The organism is Novosphingobium sp. HNCC26DJ243 (genome assembly GCF_057180545.1).
The window spans coordinates 129,113-145,550 of sequence record NZ_JBXUGN010000003.1; the positions used below are offsets into that span (position 1 = coordinate 129,113).

At 61.5% G+C, this 16,438-nt stretch carries 15 protein-coding genes; 5 read left to right on the forward strand and 10 right to left on the reverse strand.

All coding sequences use genetic code 11. The annotated features are described in order from the left end of the window. Positions 1-15: 15 nt before the first annotated feature. Both AC2A04_RS10965 and AC2A04_RS10970 read right to left on the reverse strand, forming a co-directional pair. Positions 16-324: a YciI family protein gene (locus AC2A04_RS10965; protein WP_484212379.1), complete on the reverse strand. Its 309-nt coding sequence runs from the start codon at positions 322-324 to the stop codon at positions 16-18. 217 nt (positions 325-541) lie between these two features. Beyond that, positions 542-1,798 (reverse strand): FAD-dependent oxidoreductase, encoded by a 1,257-nt coding sequence (locus AC2A04_RS10970; protein ID WP_484212380.1) that lies wholly within the window; start codon positions 1,796-1,798, stop codon positions 542-544. Between the two features lie 251 nt (positions 1,799-2,049). Between AC2A04_RS10970 and AC2A04_RS10975 the strand changes: the two genes are divergently transcribed. Further along, entirely contained in the window at positions 2,050-2,415 is a 366-nt protein-coding gene (locus AC2A04_RS10975; protein WP_484212381.1) for a c-type cytochrome, read from the forward strand. Positions 2,416-2,530: 115 nt separating this feature from the next. Here AC2A04_RS10975 and AC2A04_RS10980 read toward each other — a convergent pair whose 3' ends face one another. After that, a complete protein-coding gene (locus AC2A04_RS10980; protein WP_484212382.1) occupies positions 2,531-3,208 on the reverse strand; it encodes a TetR/AcrR family transcriptional regulator in 678 nt (225 codons plus the stop codon). Positions 3,209-3,399: 191 nt separating this feature from the next. On the opposite strand from AC2A04_RS10980, the gene AC2A04_RS10985 reads away from it, so the two are divergent. Continuing rightward, the gene (locus AC2A04_RS10985; protein ID WP_484212383.1) at positions 3,400-4,809 is read left to right on the forward strand and encodes a c-type cytochrome; all 1,410 of its coding nucleotides are present in this window, start codon (positions 3,400-3,402) and stop codon (positions 4,807-4,809) included. A gap of 17 nt (positions 4,810-4,826) precedes the next feature. After that, the gene (locus AC2A04_RS10990) at positions 4,827-5,321 is read left to right on the forward strand and encodes a nuclear transport factor 2 family protein (RefSeq protein ID WP_484212384.1); all 495 of its coding nucleotides are present in this window, start codon (positions 4,827-4,829) and stop codon (positions 5,319-5,321) included. 83 nt (positions 5,322-5,404) lie between these two features. On the opposite strand, the gene AC2A04_RS10995 is transcribed toward AC2A04_RS10990, so the two are convergent. From AC2A04_RS10995 to AC2A04_RS11015, 5 genes are all read right to left on the reverse strand, one after another. Beyond that, positions 5,405-6,109 carry a GntR family transcriptional regulator gene (locus tag AC2A04_RS10995; protein ID WP_484212385.1) on the reverse strand — a complete coding sequence of 235 codons (705 nt, stop codon included), beginning with the start codon at positions 6,107-6,109 and terminating at the stop codon, positions 5,405-5,407. Between the two features lie 72 nt (positions 6,110-6,181). Then, a complete protein-coding gene (locus tag AC2A04_RS11000; RefSeq protein ID WP_484212386.1) occupies positions 6,182-6,964 on the reverse strand; it encodes an SDR family oxidoreductase in 783 nt (260 codons plus the stop codon). Continuing rightward, positions 6,964-7,593 (reverse strand): 3-isopropylmalate dehydratase small subunit, encoded by a 630-nt coding sequence (gene leuD / locus AC2A04_RS11005; RefSeq protein WP_484212387.1) that lies wholly within the window; start codon positions 7,591-7,593, stop codon positions 6,964-6,966. The genes AC2A04_RS11000 and leuD overlap by 1 nt, the downstream gene beginning before the upstream one ends. Position 7,594: 1 nt before the next feature. After that, entirely contained in the window at positions 7,595-8,998 is a 1,404-nt protein-coding gene (gene leuC / locus AC2A04_RS11010) for a 3-isopropylmalate dehydratase large subunit (protein ID WP_484212388.1), read from the reverse strand. A 135-nt stretch (positions 8,999-9,133) separates the two neighbouring features. Further along, the gene (locus tag AC2A04_RS11015) at positions 9,134-11,236 is read right to left on the reverse strand and encodes a PQQ-dependent dehydrogenase, methanol/ethanol family (RefSeq protein ID WP_484212389.1); all 2,103 of its coding nucleotides are present in this window, start codon (positions 11,234-11,236) and stop codon (positions 9,134-9,136) included. A 159-nt stretch (positions 11,237-11,395) separates the two neighbouring features. Here AC2A04_RS11015 and AC2A04_RS11020 point away from each other — a divergent pair, with 159 nt between their 5' ends. Next, entirely contained in the window at positions 11,396-11,827 is a 432-nt protein-coding gene (locus tag AC2A04_RS11020; protein ID WP_484212390.1) for a hypothetical protein, read from the forward strand. A gap of 113 nt (positions 11,828-11,940) precedes the next feature. Here AC2A04_RS11020 and AC2A04_RS11025 read toward each other — a convergent pair whose 3' ends face one another. Then, positions 11,941-13,278, reverse strand: coding sequence for an MFS transporter (locus AC2A04_RS11025; protein WP_484212391.1), 1,338 nt, complete (start codon positions 13,276-13,278; stop codon positions 11,941-11,943). A gap of 135 nt (positions 13,279-13,413) precedes the next feature. Beyond that, positions 13,414-14,499, reverse strand: a complete 1,086-nt coding sequence (locus AC2A04_RS11030; protein WP_484212392.1) for an alpha/beta hydrolase — start codon at positions 14,497-14,499, stop codon at positions 13,414-13,416. Positions 14,500-14,832: 333 nt separating this feature from the next. On the opposite strand from AC2A04_RS11030, the gene AC2A04_RS11035 reads away from it, so the two are divergent. Beyond that, the gene (locus AC2A04_RS11035; protein ID WP_484212393.1) at positions 14,833-16,089 is read left to right on the forward strand and encodes an FAD-dependent oxidoreductase; all 1,257 of its coding nucleotides are present in this window, start codon (positions 14,833-14,835) and stop codon (positions 16,087-16,089) included. The last annotated feature ends 349 nt before the right edge of the window (positions 16,090-16,438 follow it).

The window sequence follows — 16,438 nt, forward strand, 5'->3', positions numbered from 1 at the left end:
CCGGCCTGCGGCCTGCTAGGCGGTGGGCCGCACCAGATCGCCAAGCCCCCATTGCCAGCGATCGACGTCCACGTGGGCGAAGAGCTGCGCCTTGGCATAGGGATCGCCTTCGAGGAACCGCAGCACGGCCTCGCGGTCAGTCGCCTCGAACACAAGCAAGGTGCCGAACATTTTCTCGCCGCGATCGTCGACCAGCGGCCCGCCCGCGACAACGCGGCAATCAGGCGTGGCAATGCGGATGTAGGCGCGGTGCTCATCGCGGATTGCCGTGCGGATCGGCCCGCCGCTTGGGCCATCAACTCCCCTGAAAATGTAGAAGGGCACTGGCTAATCTCCAAAGGAGTGTGATTGGCTGAAACAGGACGACCTTGGTCGGGAAGTCAATCCGGTACAAATGGTGCGCCTTGATCCGGCCAGACGCCCGCAGCGCTTTGTCTGGCCGGTCAATCCGAAACGGCAACGGATGCTTGCAGTGAAAAGCTGCAAGCATCCCTCGGTGTCCGGTCACTGAGCCTGCTTGCCGTACCGACGGCAGTCAGGGTCAGAGGAACTGCGACTTGTGGTAGGCGATATCGATGCCCGCGTCGCGGACCGGCTTGGCGATGTCCTTCCAACGAGAATTCGCGCGCAGCACGTTTCCGACCGTGCGGAACGGGAAGCACATCATCAGACGCGTGAGTTCCGGATTTTCGGCGATCTCCCTGATCCGCTCCATATCCGACTTGCGGATTTCGGGATCGGATTGCTCGATCATGCGCTTGTTTGACGAGGCAGCCGGCGACGAGATGTCGAGGTAGACGCGGCGACGCTCGTCCGAGTAGCGATCAAGGATCGAATCGTCTTCCTCGCCGCGCAATACTGCGGCCAGGACGTCGGCCAGGATCAGACCATCCCAGATGCCGGTTGTGAACCCGAGGCCGCCCATCGGGTTCGTGCAGTGACCCGAGTCACCTGCCAGAAGCACACGACCGACCCGCATCGTCGAGGCGCAGCGCTGGTGGATGGTATAGGGTGCCGCAGCGACAAGCTCGTACTTCACGCCTGCCGGGATATGCGCAGCCATGTGCGCCGGGAGACGCTCCATGAACGTTTCCTCGGGAAGGTCACCCGATTCCTGATAGGTCAGGCGCCACAGACCTTTCTTGTCGATGATGCAGATCATGGCCGAGTGGACCGGATCGCAGATGAACCCGGCCTCATCGATGCCGAAGCTCGGGAAATCACAATAGACATTGGTCGCCACGAAGCGGTTCGGCCAGGTAAAACCCTCATAATCAATGTTAAGCGACTTGCGGACGGTGCTGCGCGCACCGTCGCTGCCGATGAGCCACTTCGACTGGAATGTCTTGGGGCCTTCCGGTGTTTCGACAACTGTGATAACGTTGTCTTGATGTTGCTCGAACGAGACAAGCTTGTGGCTGAAAAGAACCTGCACACCCAGACGCTGCGCATGCTCCGATGCGATTCGCGCGGCGACATCCTGCCCGGCATGAAGCTGGTAGTCGTAAGTCACGCCCTGAAGGACCTTGAACGAAAGCTGGGTGTGGAAACCGTACTCGGGCACCCTGTGGCCAACGGTCTGAACGCGGGCGGCCAACTTCTCGAGGTCCTCGAGGACGCCCATCTTTTCAAACGCCGTCATCGTCACCGGGAAATAAACCGGCGCGCGCGGGGCATCGCTGATGTCCGCTCCAGCTTCGATCACTGTCACCCGGACGCCTTCTTGAGCCAACGCAAGCGCGGTAAACAGGCCAACGGGGCCCGCGCCTACAATCAGGACATCTCCTGCATCTATCATTCATCCCTCCTTTGTCACGTTACGATTGGATCGTGCGAGCACAAACTTAGATTGTGAGCGCCACAAAATCAACAAGATTCTTAAAATTCACAGATATACCCTAGTTACCGTAGTGGCATCTGGGGCGATATATGCATCGTATATTTTATCGATTCGCAATTTGATTTGATCCTGATCAAATATTTATTGCATATTTCCAGATGACTTCACGAAGTTACACTATAAGTTATAATTCTATTCAGGATGTCTCTATGAAGCGCTTTGCATTATTGACCGCATTTGTCGCATTTGCCCCTGCTGGTGCGGCGCAGGCCGCCGATGCCGGCGAGCAGGCATTCCGTGCGCGGTGCCAGACATGCCATTCCATCGCTGCGGATAAAAAGCCGGGCCCGATCGCGCCCAATCTTCGCGGTGTTGTCGGCCGCCGCGCTGCGGGAACGGCTTTCAAAAGCTACTCTCCCGCCCTCAAGAGCTACAAGGGCGTCTGGGACGCCAAGACACTCGACGCCTTCCTCGCCAACCCCGCCCGCGTTGTGCCGGGAACGCGCATGGTGGCCGTGGCGGGCGACGTCACGCAGCGCCAGGCGATCGTCAAGTACCTGACCCGCACGAAGTAAACATCGTGCGCGAACCGGAGTGGTTCGCGCAAGGTTCGATCGCCGGGGAGGCTTTCCTAGGTTCCCCGGCATCATCGGCCGAATTGCTCTGATGCGTTTGCAGGCGTCCGACCGCTCAAGCCCGCACCGTCGAGACCGGCAGCGCCACGGGCAGCCCGTCAAGGAACATGCCCGCCAGCAGATCGGCAGCCTTGGTCCAGTCGATCCGGTTGGAACGACCGATGCTGGCTGCCAATTCATCGCCGAAAAGCTGCGAGTGGATGTAGCTGCCAAACACGATCGAGACCGAGAGCAGGAATGCCTCTGGATCCGCACCAGGCATTGTCTGACGCAGCATGTCCATCATCCGGTCCGCCATCGGCGAGGTCAGCTGGCGAATGATCCGCCGCACTTCCGGGGCCGGATCGACCAGCGCACGACAATAAACCCGACGACCAGCCACCATCGCGCTGTCAGTGGCCTCTGCAAAGACCGGCCCGAAGAAGGCGCGAATGATCTGCGCAAACATCGCGCGCGGGTCACTATTACGGGTATCAGGTACGGCTTTGAGCGCAGCCATCTGCGCAGCATGGATTTCACCGCAATGCCGGGCAAATACGTCCTCGAATAGCTGGACCTTCCCCTCCCAGTGCCGGTTGAGGCGGGCAAGACTTGTCTTTGCCTCCTGCGCGATCAGCCGGATCGTGCAGCCACCATAGCCCAAGTCGACATAAAGGTTCGCGGCAGCGTCCAGAAAACGCTCGCGGCTGGCGATAGCGTCCGAACGCGTGGCTCGCTTGGCTGGAACTTGCACACAACACCTCATGGCTGATCGCAAAAGCCTTCACTCGAAATCCGCGCTTGCGTCAAATCTCTTAAATGAGTACGCCTGTATCCAGTTAGAGGAAGAATGCCGTCAGGGCCAGCGATCTTCCAGAAAAATAAGGGGATGCTGTGAAACGAAGGGAATTTCTGGGGGTTGGTGCTGCCAGCGCCGCCTTGAGCGTGGCAGGATCAGCCGGCGCAACCACTCAGCGCGCGCGCAAAGCAATCGTCGTGTTCGACTCGCGATTCGATGAATCCCGCCGCTTCGCCGCGGTAGCCACGCAACAGCATGGCCTTGCCGCTTTCGCCTTTGCCGGGGACGCTACCGCCCTCTGGCATGACGAAGTGATCGGCGCATTGGCACGCGGCACGAATGTCGTCGGGATCACCGCCGCAGGCGCACGTTTCTGCATGCAGCTCACTTGGACGTCCTATACGCTGGACACCGCAACGGGCGAGCTGTTCGTGCCGGTCGCCAATCCCGCTCCCGACCTCAATCCTGCGGTGCGCCGGGGCGACAACCTTTATTCCAATTCCGTGCTCGTGCTTGATGCCCGGACCGGCCAACGCCTTTGGCACTACCAGACGATCAAAAATGACAGCCACGACTACGGCGTTTCTCCTGCGGCCGTGCTGGTTCCGGGCAAGGGAGGGCCAGGCTTCGTAGCGCAGGCCTCGAAAGACGGCTTTGTCTACCTGATCGATCGCAAGACCCACAAACTGGTGACGCGGACCGCTGTCACCACGATCCTCAACCACCAGGTCGAGCCGACCAAGGACGGCGTGCGCGTTTGCCCTGGCCTGATGGGCGGTGTCGAATGGAACTCGCCGGGATATGATCCAGTTAGCAACGCGCTGATCGTGGGCGCGGTGGACTGGTGCTCGACGGTGTTCATGGAAGATCCGCCGGTCTACAAGCCGGGTGAAATCTACAGCGGCGGCTCATTCAAGGCGGATACCGACGGCTCGGGCTGGATCACATCGATCGGCGCGACAACTGGCAAGGTCCGCTGGAAATACCACACGGACGCACCAGTCGTCGGGGCGATCACGCCGACCGCTGGCGGAGTGACCTTTGCGGGCGATCTTGGCGGCGTGCTCTATGCATTCCGCAGCTCGAATGGCGAGCTGCTGACGCGCATTGATACAGGCGGCGCGATTGCGGGCGGAATCATCACATATCAGGCCGACAGGCAGCAATACCTGGCGATCACTTCGGGCAACATATCGCGCACCACTTGGCCCACGGCCAGCGGCATCCCATCGGTCATCATCTATCGCAAGGGCAGCGGCAAGAGCCGGGCAAGTGAAACGCCTGCCAAGGCCACGGTTGCGCAGCCTGCGCCAGTGCGCTTGGGCGATGCGGGCCTCGGAAAGACCACGTTCGAGAGCATTTGCGCAGGGTGTCATGGCAACGCCGGTGAAGGAAGCGCCGGACCGAAGCTTCGCGGCATTGCTGCCCGCTACAGCCAGGAGCAGGCGGTGGCCTTCATCAAGGCACCCAAGCCACCGATGCCTGCGTTCTACCCGTCGATGCTCGATGCCCAGCAGGTCGAAGATGTCGCTGCCTACATCCTCGGCATGAAATAGCCCGAAGAGGTTCAGCTATGACAAATATCGCAAAAATCATTGCCGCACTGACGCTGGCCATTTCCGCCCTGCCCGCGTTCGCCCAAGAGACCGTGGTCCATTCCGCGAATGTTGATGCCCTGTTCGTCAGCGCCGATCCTGTGCTTCATCGCAACAAGCAGGCCGCATATCACATCATGAAGGACCTGCTCGAAGCGGGCCGTTGGGAGCTGGCAGACCGTTGGATGACCGAACGCTACATCCAGCATAATCCGTTTATCGCCTCCGGACGGCAGACGATAATCGATTTCTTCACCAAGGTGGTGAAGCAGAGGCCGAAACCGATCCCGGACAAGCTAGCCATGCCCGTCGTAGCGGTCACTGCCGAGGGCGATTACGTGACCGTCGCCCTCGTCCGCGAACTGCGCGATCCCTCGGACCCTGCAAAGACTTACACGACGACGTCATTCGACATGTGGCGCTTTGTCGACGGGAAGGCAGACGAACATTGGGACAGCGCCACCCGCCAGTGATACGCACTGGCTATGTATGGCCCTGTAATACCGAAGCGGCCAGAGGCCCGATCGACCCGCCCGGCCTTCGCCGAGTTGACGGTTCAGGCGGGCCGCTTCTTCGCGTTGTTGCTTTCGGCGGCTTCCTGCGCGCGCAGGATGCGCAGCGCCGTAGCAGCTGCTGCGCGAACGTGGGCACGGCAGGCCGCTGCGGTGCCCTCGCCGTCGCGGTCCTCGATCCTCTCGACGATCTTGCGCAGCTCGGCGATGGTCTGCTGCAACCGGTCGGGATCGGATAGCGACGTGTGGCGCAATCCCATGTTGCGGTTGAGCAGCTGGTCGAGCATTCGCGCGACGTAGGTATTGCGCGAACCCTGTAGCAGGATCGAGTAGAACTTCTGTTTCAATGCCAGGAGATTGGCGCGTTCGTCCGTAGCCCCTACCTCGGCGATCTGCTCGACGACTCCGCGCAGTTCGCGCCGCTCGTCATCGGAGGCACGCGTGGCGAAGGCCTTGCCTGCCAGTGCTTCAAGCGCAGCGCGCACTTCATAGATCTGGACCGCTTCGGCCGACGACATGTAGGCAACGAAGGTTCCCCGGTGCGGGATGGACATGACCAGCCCTTCGGCGGCAAGCAGCCGGATCGCTTCGCGGATGATGCTGCGGCTGGCTCCCAGCTCTTCACAAATGGCGCGGTCAGAAAGATGCGTGCCCGGGGGATAGCGGCCACTGACAATCGCATGCCTGAGAGCCTCTTCGGCCTGCTCCCGGACGGGCTTGGGAACGATACGTAAGCTTTGTTGCTCCATGCTGGTCCTTAAAGCGGGGCGACGCCCGCGTCCCCTGAATTGACCGTCAAAATACTTGGTGACGCCAGATAGTCAAATTGCCCGGCGCGCGCCCCCGTCGAGTTCGATCGCGCTGCCATTGAGATAGGCTGCCGCCGGTGACAACATGAACAGGGCAAGTGCGGCCACTTCTTCGGCCGTGCCGAAGCGTGCAACGCCCAGCTTTGCAAGGAGATTGCCGGCGGCCTCGGCCGGGGTCAGACTCTCGCGCTGCGCGGCGGCGTCGAGCGATCGCTTGAGCCTGCCCGTCTCGATGAAGCCGGGGTTGATCGCGTTAACCCGCACACCATCCCTGATGCCGACCTGCGACAGCGCCTTGGTAAAGTTCAGCAAGGCGGCATTGACCGAGCCACCGATCGTGAAATCACCCTCGGGCATGCGCCCACCAAGCCCGGCGATGTTGACGATGCTGCCGCCTGCCGCCTTGAGACCCGGCCAAAGCGCGCGGCTGAGCCGCACCGCCGCCTGAAACTTCAGACCGAAACCGTCGGCCCAGTCCTGATCGGTCAGTTCGAAGAAATCGCCGCGCTTGGTCGCTCCGGCACAATTGACCAAGGCGTGAAGCTTGGGGAACAGTGCAAGGCATTCGCCGGACACTCGGGCGATGTCGTCGATGCTCGAAAGGTCTGCCGGACAGACGTGAGCCGTGCCGCCTTCATCCCTGATGCCGGCCGCCACCTCGCCAAGCGCTGCTTCACTACGAGCGATCAGGCAGACTGTCGCGCCATCGCGTGCGAGCACCCGTGCGATTGCCGCGCCGAGCCCCTGGCTCGCTCCAGTCACAACCGCCGTACGGCCCGAAAATCCCATGTCCATCACTTCGATTCCATTTCCACTCTGGCACCAAGCCATGGCTGCCGGTCACGATGGGTGCGCTCGAAGCTGTCGATCTCTTCTTCGAAGCGCAAGGTCTCAGAGATATCGTCCATGCCATCGAGCAGTCGCTGGCGGTGAAGTTCGTCGAGCGTGAAGACAAAGCATCGGCCGTCTGCCAGCGTGACCGAATTGGTCGTGAGATCGACGCTGATCTCCTCGCCTGTCTCCGCGGCCTTGAGCACTTCGTCCACCTCTTCGCGCTGCAAGGTGAGGGCCAGAAGGCGATTCTTGAGGCAACTGTTGAGGAAAATGTCGGCAAACGAGACCGCGATGATGCAGCGGATCCCGAAGTCCGCCAGCGCCCACACCGCATGCTCTCGCGAGGAGCCGCAGCCGAAATTCTCGAGCGCCACCAGAATCTCGGCCCCGCGCCACGGCGCACGGTTGAGGACGAATTCCGGCTTTTCGGTGCCGTCCGCATTGAACCGATAAGGGCGGAACAGGCCCCAGCTAAGTCCTTTGCGGGTGACCGCGCGCATCAGGTCCTTCGGGCTGATGACCTCGGTATTGACGTTGCTGAGCGCAAGCGGAGCGGCGACGCTTCGCACGCGGGTGAATGACGTCGGCATGTCAGCCCAGCTTCCTTACATCGACGAAGTGGCCGTGGATTGCTGCGGCTGCCGCCATCGTCGGACTGGCGAGGTGGGTGCGTCCGCCCGCGCCCTGCCGACCCTCGAAATTGCGGTTGGAGGTGGCTGCGCAGCGCTCGCCCCAACCGAGCTGGTCGGCATTGAGGCCGACGCACATCGAGCAGCCTGATTCGCGCCATTCGAACCCTGCGTCGACAAAGACCTTGTCCAGGCCTTCGCTTTCGGCCTGCCGTTTGACCGCCGTCGAACCCGGCACGACGAGTCCGCGCACGGTCGGGGCCACGTGGCGGCCCATCACCACAGCTGCCGCCGCCCGCAGATCCTCTATCCGCCCGTTTGTGCAAGATCCGATGAACACCCGGTCGATCTGCAGATCGCCGATCGACTGCCCGGCCTGTAGGCCCATGTAGTCAAGCGCACGCTGGATCGAGTCACGCCTTTCGGCGCTCGCTGCCATGGCCGGGTCGGGTACGCGGCCCGAGATCGCCATCGTGTCTTCCGGGCTCGTTCCCCACGTCACGGTCGGCTCAACCTCGCCCGCGTCGATCGTGAACTCCTTGCCGAAGCGGCATCCCTCGTCACTCAACAGCGTCTGCCAATAAGCAACGGCCTGATCCCAGTCGCTTTCGGTCGGCGAATATTCGCGCCCCGAGAGGTAATCGAGCGTGGTCTGGTCAGGCGCGATCAGGCCCGCGCGCGCGCCAGCCTCGATCGACATGCTCACAACCGTCATGCGCGCTTCCATCGACATCGCGCGGATCACCGGTCCTGCGAATTCCAGAACATGACCGCGCGCGCCTGCCGTGCCTATCCGGCCGATGATCGTCAGGATCAGATCCTTGGGCGTCACGCCGAACGGCAAGGCACCTTCGACCGTGATCCGCATGGTGCGCGGCCGTTCGATCAGCAGGGTCTGCGTTGCCAGAACATGCTCGACCTCGGAGGTGCCGATGCCGAATGCGAGCGACCCGAACGCGCCGTGGGTGGCAGTATGGCTGTCCCCGCAGGCAATGGTCATGCCCGGCAGGCTCAGGCCGAGTTCTGGCCCGATCACGTGGACAATGCCCTGCCTGCGATCGCCCATCTCGAAATAGGGGATACCCGCCCAGGCCGTATTCTCGCGCAGAAGGCGCAACTGGGCCTGACCGTCGGCGCTGGCCAATGCTTCGCTGCGCCCCGCGAACGTCGGTATGTTGTGATCAGCAACCGCAAGGGTTGCGTCGGGCCGCCTGACGCGCCGCCCTGACTCCCTCAGGCTCTCGAACGCCTGCGGGCTGGTTACCTCGAACACGAAGTGACGATCGATATAGAGCAGCGATGAGGTGCCGACCTCGCGGATGCAGTGCGCCTCCCAAATCTTCTCACTGAGCGTACGAGGTTGCATCGTGGTGGGAGCTTCTTCAGCTGCGAGGACCTAGCCTCATGAGCGGGGTTCAGAACCTAGCAGTAGCCAGTTTGTCAGTCAATCCGGCAAAGTTGCCCTCGGGGTGCCCAACCGGCAGTCCCGGTCTGGCCACTCTCAGAAGTTGCCTCCGCCCTTTGCTTTTTCCGTCTGGACGTTGTTGATGGCGTCGCGCGCACCCGACCGGATGTACATGAACATGTCGGTAAGTTCGGCATCGGACAGGTCCGGGAAGGCCGGCATTCCATAGGCTGCCATGGCGCCCGAACGCACGAACTCCGAGAAGGCATCCCTGTCGAGCGCCACGCCCGATTCCCGCAAGTCGGGCGCTGGCGAGCCCATCGATTTGAGATCGATGCCATGGCACGAGACGCAGGTCCTGGCGAGAAACAGCCCCGCGCCGCGCTTTGCCGCAGCCTTGTCGATCACCAGTTTTGGATCGTCGAGTGGGCTGATGGTGAAGTCCCGAGGCGCGGTTGCGGGGAGCTTTGCCGTGCCGCCCAGCTTGAAGGTCAGCAACCGCCGTGGCTGGGCATTGTATTTCCAGCCCCCCTTCATGAATGCGTTCTGCATCTGCGTGGCGCCGCCAAAGCCGACCAGCAAGGAGACGTACTGCGCGCCCTTGACCGAATAGGTTATCGGCGCGGCGATGATCCCCAGCTTGGCATCGAAGGTCCACAGCTTCTTGCCGGTGGTCGCATTGAAAGCATTGAACGTGCCGTCATCGATGCCCTGAAACACGAGATTGCCCGCGGTCGAGAGCATGCCGCCATTCCACATCGAATCATAATCGACCGACCACCGAGCCTTTTGTGCCACCGGATCCCAGGCGAGCAGCTTGCCCTTGCCGTCGCCCTCTTCCTCGATGACCGGCTCGATCATCAACCCACCCAGCGGAGAATCCTTGTCCTTGAAGAAGCGGGTGCCCACCTGCATGTACGGAATATAAACGAGGCCAGTGCTGGGGCTGAATGACATCGGCTGCCAATTGTGCGCCCCCCAAGGCCCCGGAAAGACAGTAACCGAGCCGGATTCATAGCGGATGTTCGGCGCCTCCACGGGACGTCCCGTGACCAGATCGATTCGCTCGGCCCAGGTCACCTTGCCGATCTTTTCCGCCGAGACGAGCTTACCGCTCTGGCGATCGATGACGTAGAAAAAGCCGTTGGTGGGCGCCTGCATCAGCACCTTGCGCGGCTTACCGTCGATCACGAGATCGGCCAGCTGGATGTTGGTCACCGCCTTGTAATCCCACGCCTCGCGCGGATTCATCTGGTAGTGCCAGATGTACTTGCCGGTCTTGGCATCCACCGCCACGATCGACACAAGAAACAGGTTGTCGCCGCCGCCGGGGCTGCGAATGGCCGGATCGTAAGGCCCGGAATTGCCGGTGCCGATGTAGACCCGGTCGAGTTCGGGATCGTAAGTGAAGGCGTTCCACACGGTGCCGCCGGTTCCGGTTTTCCAGAACTCGCCGGTCCAGGTCTTGGCCGCCATCTCCATCGTCGGGTCGCCTGCATTTTCACTTGGCGATCCGGGCGAAACGTAGAAGCGCCAAAGCTGCTTGCCGGTCTCGGTATCGTAGGCGCTGATATATCCGCGCTCACCGTAGTCACCGCCACCGTTGCCGATCAGAACCTTGTTGCCATAAGTGCGGGGCGCACCGGTTATCGTGCGCTTTGAGGACTTGTCGATCGTCAGCGTGTCCCATTTGACCGCGCCGGTCTTGGCATCAAGGGCGATCAAGTGCCCGTCAATCGTGCCGACAAAGATTTTGCCGTTTGCGTAGGACACTCCGCGATTGACGGGCAGCGCAAAGCGCAGGCGCGTTGGGTCCTTCGGTCCGGAGCCCGGATCGAACTTCCACAGCAGAGTCCCCTTCAGTGCATCGACCGCATAGACGGTGGCTGCCTGCCCCGAGAAGTAGAGCACCCCATCGATTGCCAGCGGCGTTGCCTCGAGCGAATGCTCGCCATCGAGTTCAAGGGACCAGGCCAGTCCCAGTCGGCCGACAGTGTTTTCGTTTATCTGCAGCAGCGGGCTGAAATTTTGCTCGTTGTGGTCGCGGCCGCCTGAAGGCCAGTTGTTGCCGTCCGCCAGCAAGGCGGCAGACATCGCCTCGCCTGCGGGTGGCGCGCTGCTGAGCTGCGAAGCGCTGATGGACAGGCTGAGCAGGGCCGTCCCGACAAGAAGCCTCCCGCCAACAAACATCTTCCTCATACCCACTCCTTCGTCCGGCTTTGCGCCTGTGTGATACATTGTTAATTGTCAGATTGCCTGATAATATCAGGAAAAGAGCACGGACGAAACCAGAAAAAGCGGCGTTCGCCGCTAAGCGTCAGGGGGGGCTCAACCCGCAACCGAAGAGGTAGATGCAACATGGCAATTCCCAGAATGCTCGCAGCGACTCTGCTAACCCTTTCCGTGCCTGCGTGCGCTCAAGCCGCCGATCCACTCGAACCCTACTTCGGCAATACTTTCATCTCGCTCCACGATGATGGCACCCAGTATATCGTCCACTGGAATGCCGACCGGACCTTTACCCTCGCCCGGCGCGGCGGCGCACGGCCCACCGACGGCTATGTCATGCGTGGAACCTACACGCTTGAGGGCGAGAGGTCCTGCTTCCACACCGATGGCCCTCCACCCGCCGCAGCACCGTCCTGCGTGCCGATGGAGTTCGGCGTCAGGGCAGGAACGGTGTGGGAACTCGATAAGCCCGTCCACGAACTTCACATGATCGTGATCGGTCGCAGCGCTGCCCTTCTATCCGCGGAAATCGCGCCTGAGCCATTACCTTCCGGCCGCTAGGTCTCGACCGTCCCGAGCCTTGGTCCACCACAAAGGCGGGCGAAGGAGGGTGGCTGCCGGTTGGCGCGCATGCCGCAGACGCATCCCCCGGCAGTACCACCTTCCGTCCGTCATCAACGCACTCTGCGCCGGCTCACGACGAGGTGAAGCGTGATCGCTGCGGCGAGGCAGACGAAAGCCGGTATCGCGAGCAGAGCGAAAGACGTTCCGATCGGATACTTCTGCGCGACGATCCAGCCCCCCGCCAAAGGACCGACCACGCCCCCAAGGCTGGCGATGGTGGCAGCCAGACCAATACCCGTGGCAAGGATTTCCGACGGGTAGATCCGCGATGCGAGGCCGATCACGATAAAGGACGTACCCAAGGCCAGTCCGAGCAGCAACGCAGTGATCGAGAAGCCAGCAGTAGCGATCAACGTACCGGCGCCCAGATAGACCGCAGCAGCAAAAGCGAAGGCCGCGGCGGGCACGAGAAGCACTCGGTCCTTCGAACGATCGAGCAGCAGCGAAAGGATGAAACCGCCGGCAAATCCACCGGCGTTGAGGAATGCGACGGACCGCAGCGAGTCCGCCTCGCTCCCTCCTGCGCTGAGGAAGAAAACAGGCGTCCAGTTCATCAGACCATACATGAACGTACCGGTCAGGGCACACTGGATCCAGTAGGGGATCGAGACAGGCAGATAGCTGCCCATGGTGGCGGAGGCCTGGACCGGAGCGGCGCTTTCGAGCGTCTCGCTCGTGGTTTCACCGAATTCGGGAACGGCAATGTTCATCCGGCCGAGCAACGAAGCCAGAGCGGGCGAATTGCCGCGCTTCTTGGCGAGAAACTTGGGCGATTCATCGAGCGAGAAATACATCAGCGCCGCAACCGGAAGCGGCGCGATGCCGCCAACGATGAACAGCAGTTTCCAGCCGCCTGCAGCGAGCAGTGACGGTGCGAGCACACCGGCAATGATCGTGCCGATGGCCACCCCACCACTCAGCATCGTCATGGCCACAACGCGACGCCGGGTCGGCACAAAATCCGCGATCAGCGCCATGCCGTTGGGAAGCGAAAGCCCCAGCCCGAGGCCGCAGAGCAGACGCCAGAGCGCAAGCGATGTCAGCCCGGTGCTGAAGGCCGAGCCCAGGCACCCGATGCCGATCAGCAATGCGGCCAGTATCAGGAACGGGCGACGTCCGAAGCGATCCCCCAGCGACCCTGCCACAATGCTCATGACGCCGAGGCCGGCAACCGCCGCCGTCAAGGCGAGGCCGAAGTCATCTGCGGGCAAGCGCCACTCGGCGGTCAGGACGGGCACCGCTAAGGCCAAGGCCTGCAGGCAATAACCGTAGCAAAGAAACACCAGGAAACACAGAAAGAACACCATGTAATGCGTGCGGGTAAGTGGACTTTCGTCAAGTACTTCATCAATCTTCGCAAGATCGACCCTGCCTAGATTTTGCGTCATTATTTTATCCTCACCCAGATCGAGCTTTGCTCGATGATTTTCGAAATACCTGCTTTTTAGGTTCATTCGCATTGCGTCACAGAACTGAGGGGTGCGGGCGCGACAGGTGTCGCGCAAGCGCCACCTCGCGTGCCGTCAAGACAATTCCCGCCTCTCGATCCACGCCGCGAGCAGTTCGGCAATCTCGTCGCTGTTCGTCTCGAGCATCATGGCGTGGCCATTGCCGTGGATTCCCTTGTCCTCCAGCCGCAAATGCTCGACGTTGGCACCTGCCTGCGCCAGAAAATCGACCATGCCGTGATTGTCGGTCGCCATCCACGATGCCTCGGCGGTGACGACAACGATTGGAACACCGGCAAAGTTCGGCAACTGGCGCGCCGGAGCCTTTTGCACGAGGCAGGCCACCGTGCCGGGACGGACCGGCGCGCGCTCTTCAAGTTCAAACCCGGACGGATCGGCCAGCGGCGGGTCGTAGGCGAGCGGGGCGGAAGTCGGCCCCCAACTGAGCTTGCCCTTGCCTTCACCCGCAAACGGAGGTCCTACGGGCTCGATCGCGATGACTGCCTTGACCAGATCGGGCCGCGCATCGAGCGCCAGCCAACCGACGGGTCCCCCTGCAGAATGTGTCATCACGATAGCGGGGCCGATCTGATCTAGCAGTTCGGCAGCGCCACGCTGCGCATCGCGCTGGTGCCGGTCCATGTCCACCGGCATAGGTCCACCACTGGCGATGAAGCTCTCGAACGCCGGATCTCCAAACGTGCCCATCCCGGGCCACTTGTCCTGCAGCTTGGCCTGCGGCCAGTTGTCCTCGAACCCGGCAGTCCGGGTAAACAGGCGCTCCATCATGCCCGAAGGCATCGGCGGCAACATCTCGCCTTGCAGGTCGGGATGATAGGGCGACCGGCCATGGCAAGGCCGGTCCATGATGTAGACCGCGTAGCCTTGCCGTATGAACCAGTGCGCCCAGCCTTCACGGCCATCGGCCGTGCCGAGATAATCAAGGCCCTGCCCGCCGCCGCCATGGACCATGACGATCGGAAGCGGGTGCGCCAGATCTTCCGGAATCCAGTACTCGACGTAAGTCTGCCCGCGCAGGGCAGGCCCGGCGGGAGTCTCGATCGTCTCTATGCCCACCCAGAAGAAGCCCTGCGCCGCAAGATGCAGCGCCGAGCCGCGCCTGGCAGACCAGAGATCATGGGGTGCTCGTGAGGGCGTCATTTCCGTGGCGTTCCTTCTTGCATCTCTGCCTCCATGGAGGCGCGATCTTCATTCCACTCACGCCAAGGTGTGGGTGAGCGCGTGATCTTCCGGATTTTTCCAAACCAATTCATCTGCCCAGGGCCTGTTCAACCCAAGCCAATCCGGATCGCACGGGAATGGCGGGCCGAACATCAGTGGCAGCATTGCCAGCGGCGGCTTTTTTGAACACTATCAATGCCGACTCTGCGCATCATAATTGGCCCAAAAAGGATTTTCCCTCTTGAGCGTTGTATGACAATCGTGCAATCTGGACAAACGGGAAATGCGCAAGGCATGAAACTGGAGAGATGTATGATTGATGCAGGTGATGTCCTGATCGTAGGCGCGGGGCCAGTAGGCCTGTTCACGGCGCTTGCGCTGGCTCAGGAGGGCGTCCGGGTGACCGTGATCGAAGGCGAGCCCACGATTAGCGACTCGCCTCGGGCAATTGCCTATTTTCCAGTCGTGATGTCCGCGCTCAAGAAGCTGGGCGTTCTCGAAGACCTCGACCGTGAGGGTTTTCACTTCCAGACGGTGTTTCAGAAGGCGCCCGCACTCGATTTCAGCGCCACCTTGTCTTTCAAGGTGCTTGAGGGCCTGACCTACGATTACCAGATCCAGGCGGGGCAGGATGTGGCCGCGCGGATTGCCTGCGAACATGCGGTAAAGCACGGCGTGCAAGTGTTGTTCGATCACAAGCTTGTCTCGATGGAGCAGCATTCGGACAACGTTATCACAGTTGTCGACACGCCGGAAGGGCCTCGTACGTTCCAGTCGAAGTGGCTGATCGGTTGCGATGGCGCACGCAGCACCGTGCGCAAGTCGCTGGATATTCCATACGAAGGCTTCACCTGGCCCAACCGTTTCGTCGCCACCAACGTCTACGGCGATTTCGCAAGCCTTGGTTATGCCGATGGCGGCTTCGTCTGTGATCCGGTCTACATGGCCGTCATTTCGATCATCAATCCGCAGGGTCTGCATCGCCTGACCTATCAGGAAGACAGTTCGCTACCGGCTGAGACGTTCATGGAACGCCTTCCCGAACGTTATGCCTTTCACATCCCACCGGGCTTCAAGCACGAAATCGTCGCGGCCCGGCCCTACACGATCCACCAGCGTTGCGCATCGCGGCTGCGCGAGGGCCGTATCCTGCTCGCCGGCGATGCCGCGCACTGCACCAACCCCATGGGTGGCCTCGGCCTGACGACCGGTTTTTGGGACGGCATGGTTCTGGCCGACGTTCTTGCCGCAGTTGTGCGCGGCGACGAAGACGAATCGATCCTCGACCGCTATTCGGATGAGCGTCGGCGCGTCTACCTGGAAGTTTCCTCGCCCGCTGCGTCCGAGAACAAGCGCATGATGGAGGAAGCGGATCCCGTGCGGCGCAGGCAAGACTGCGACAATTATCAGCGGATGGCCGATAGCCCAGAACTCACCAGACTGGCGATGTGCTTCGCATACAGGATCGTTGGTGACCTGCTGCGGCCGGATTCGCGGTGGAGCGACGTGACCGATCCGATCAAGGCCGCTGGCATCGACATCGGGCAGCGCCGGTCGCAGTTCTCGTAAAGACCCATTTCTCTCCGGCCTCGGGCAGTCCCGAGGCAAGAACTCTGGCCCGCCCCCAATGGAGGCGGGCCATCTTGTTTGTGCAATAGGCGCAAGGCCAGCACCGATCAGTTCCGCGCTCGAGGGCCCATATCGAAGAAGCCCGGCGTATCTGCAACCGCCACGCCACACCCGGGCGGACCGGCATAATCATCACTTCAGGGATGACCGGACTCCCCAAGCGCAAAAAAAGGCCCAACAATCGCCGGACCTGCCGGGGATCGTTGTGCCCTCGATATAACTCGATACTCGGACCGCAGGCATCGCATGGGGATTGGATCCCATGCGATGCCGTCAGTTCATTGTGTCA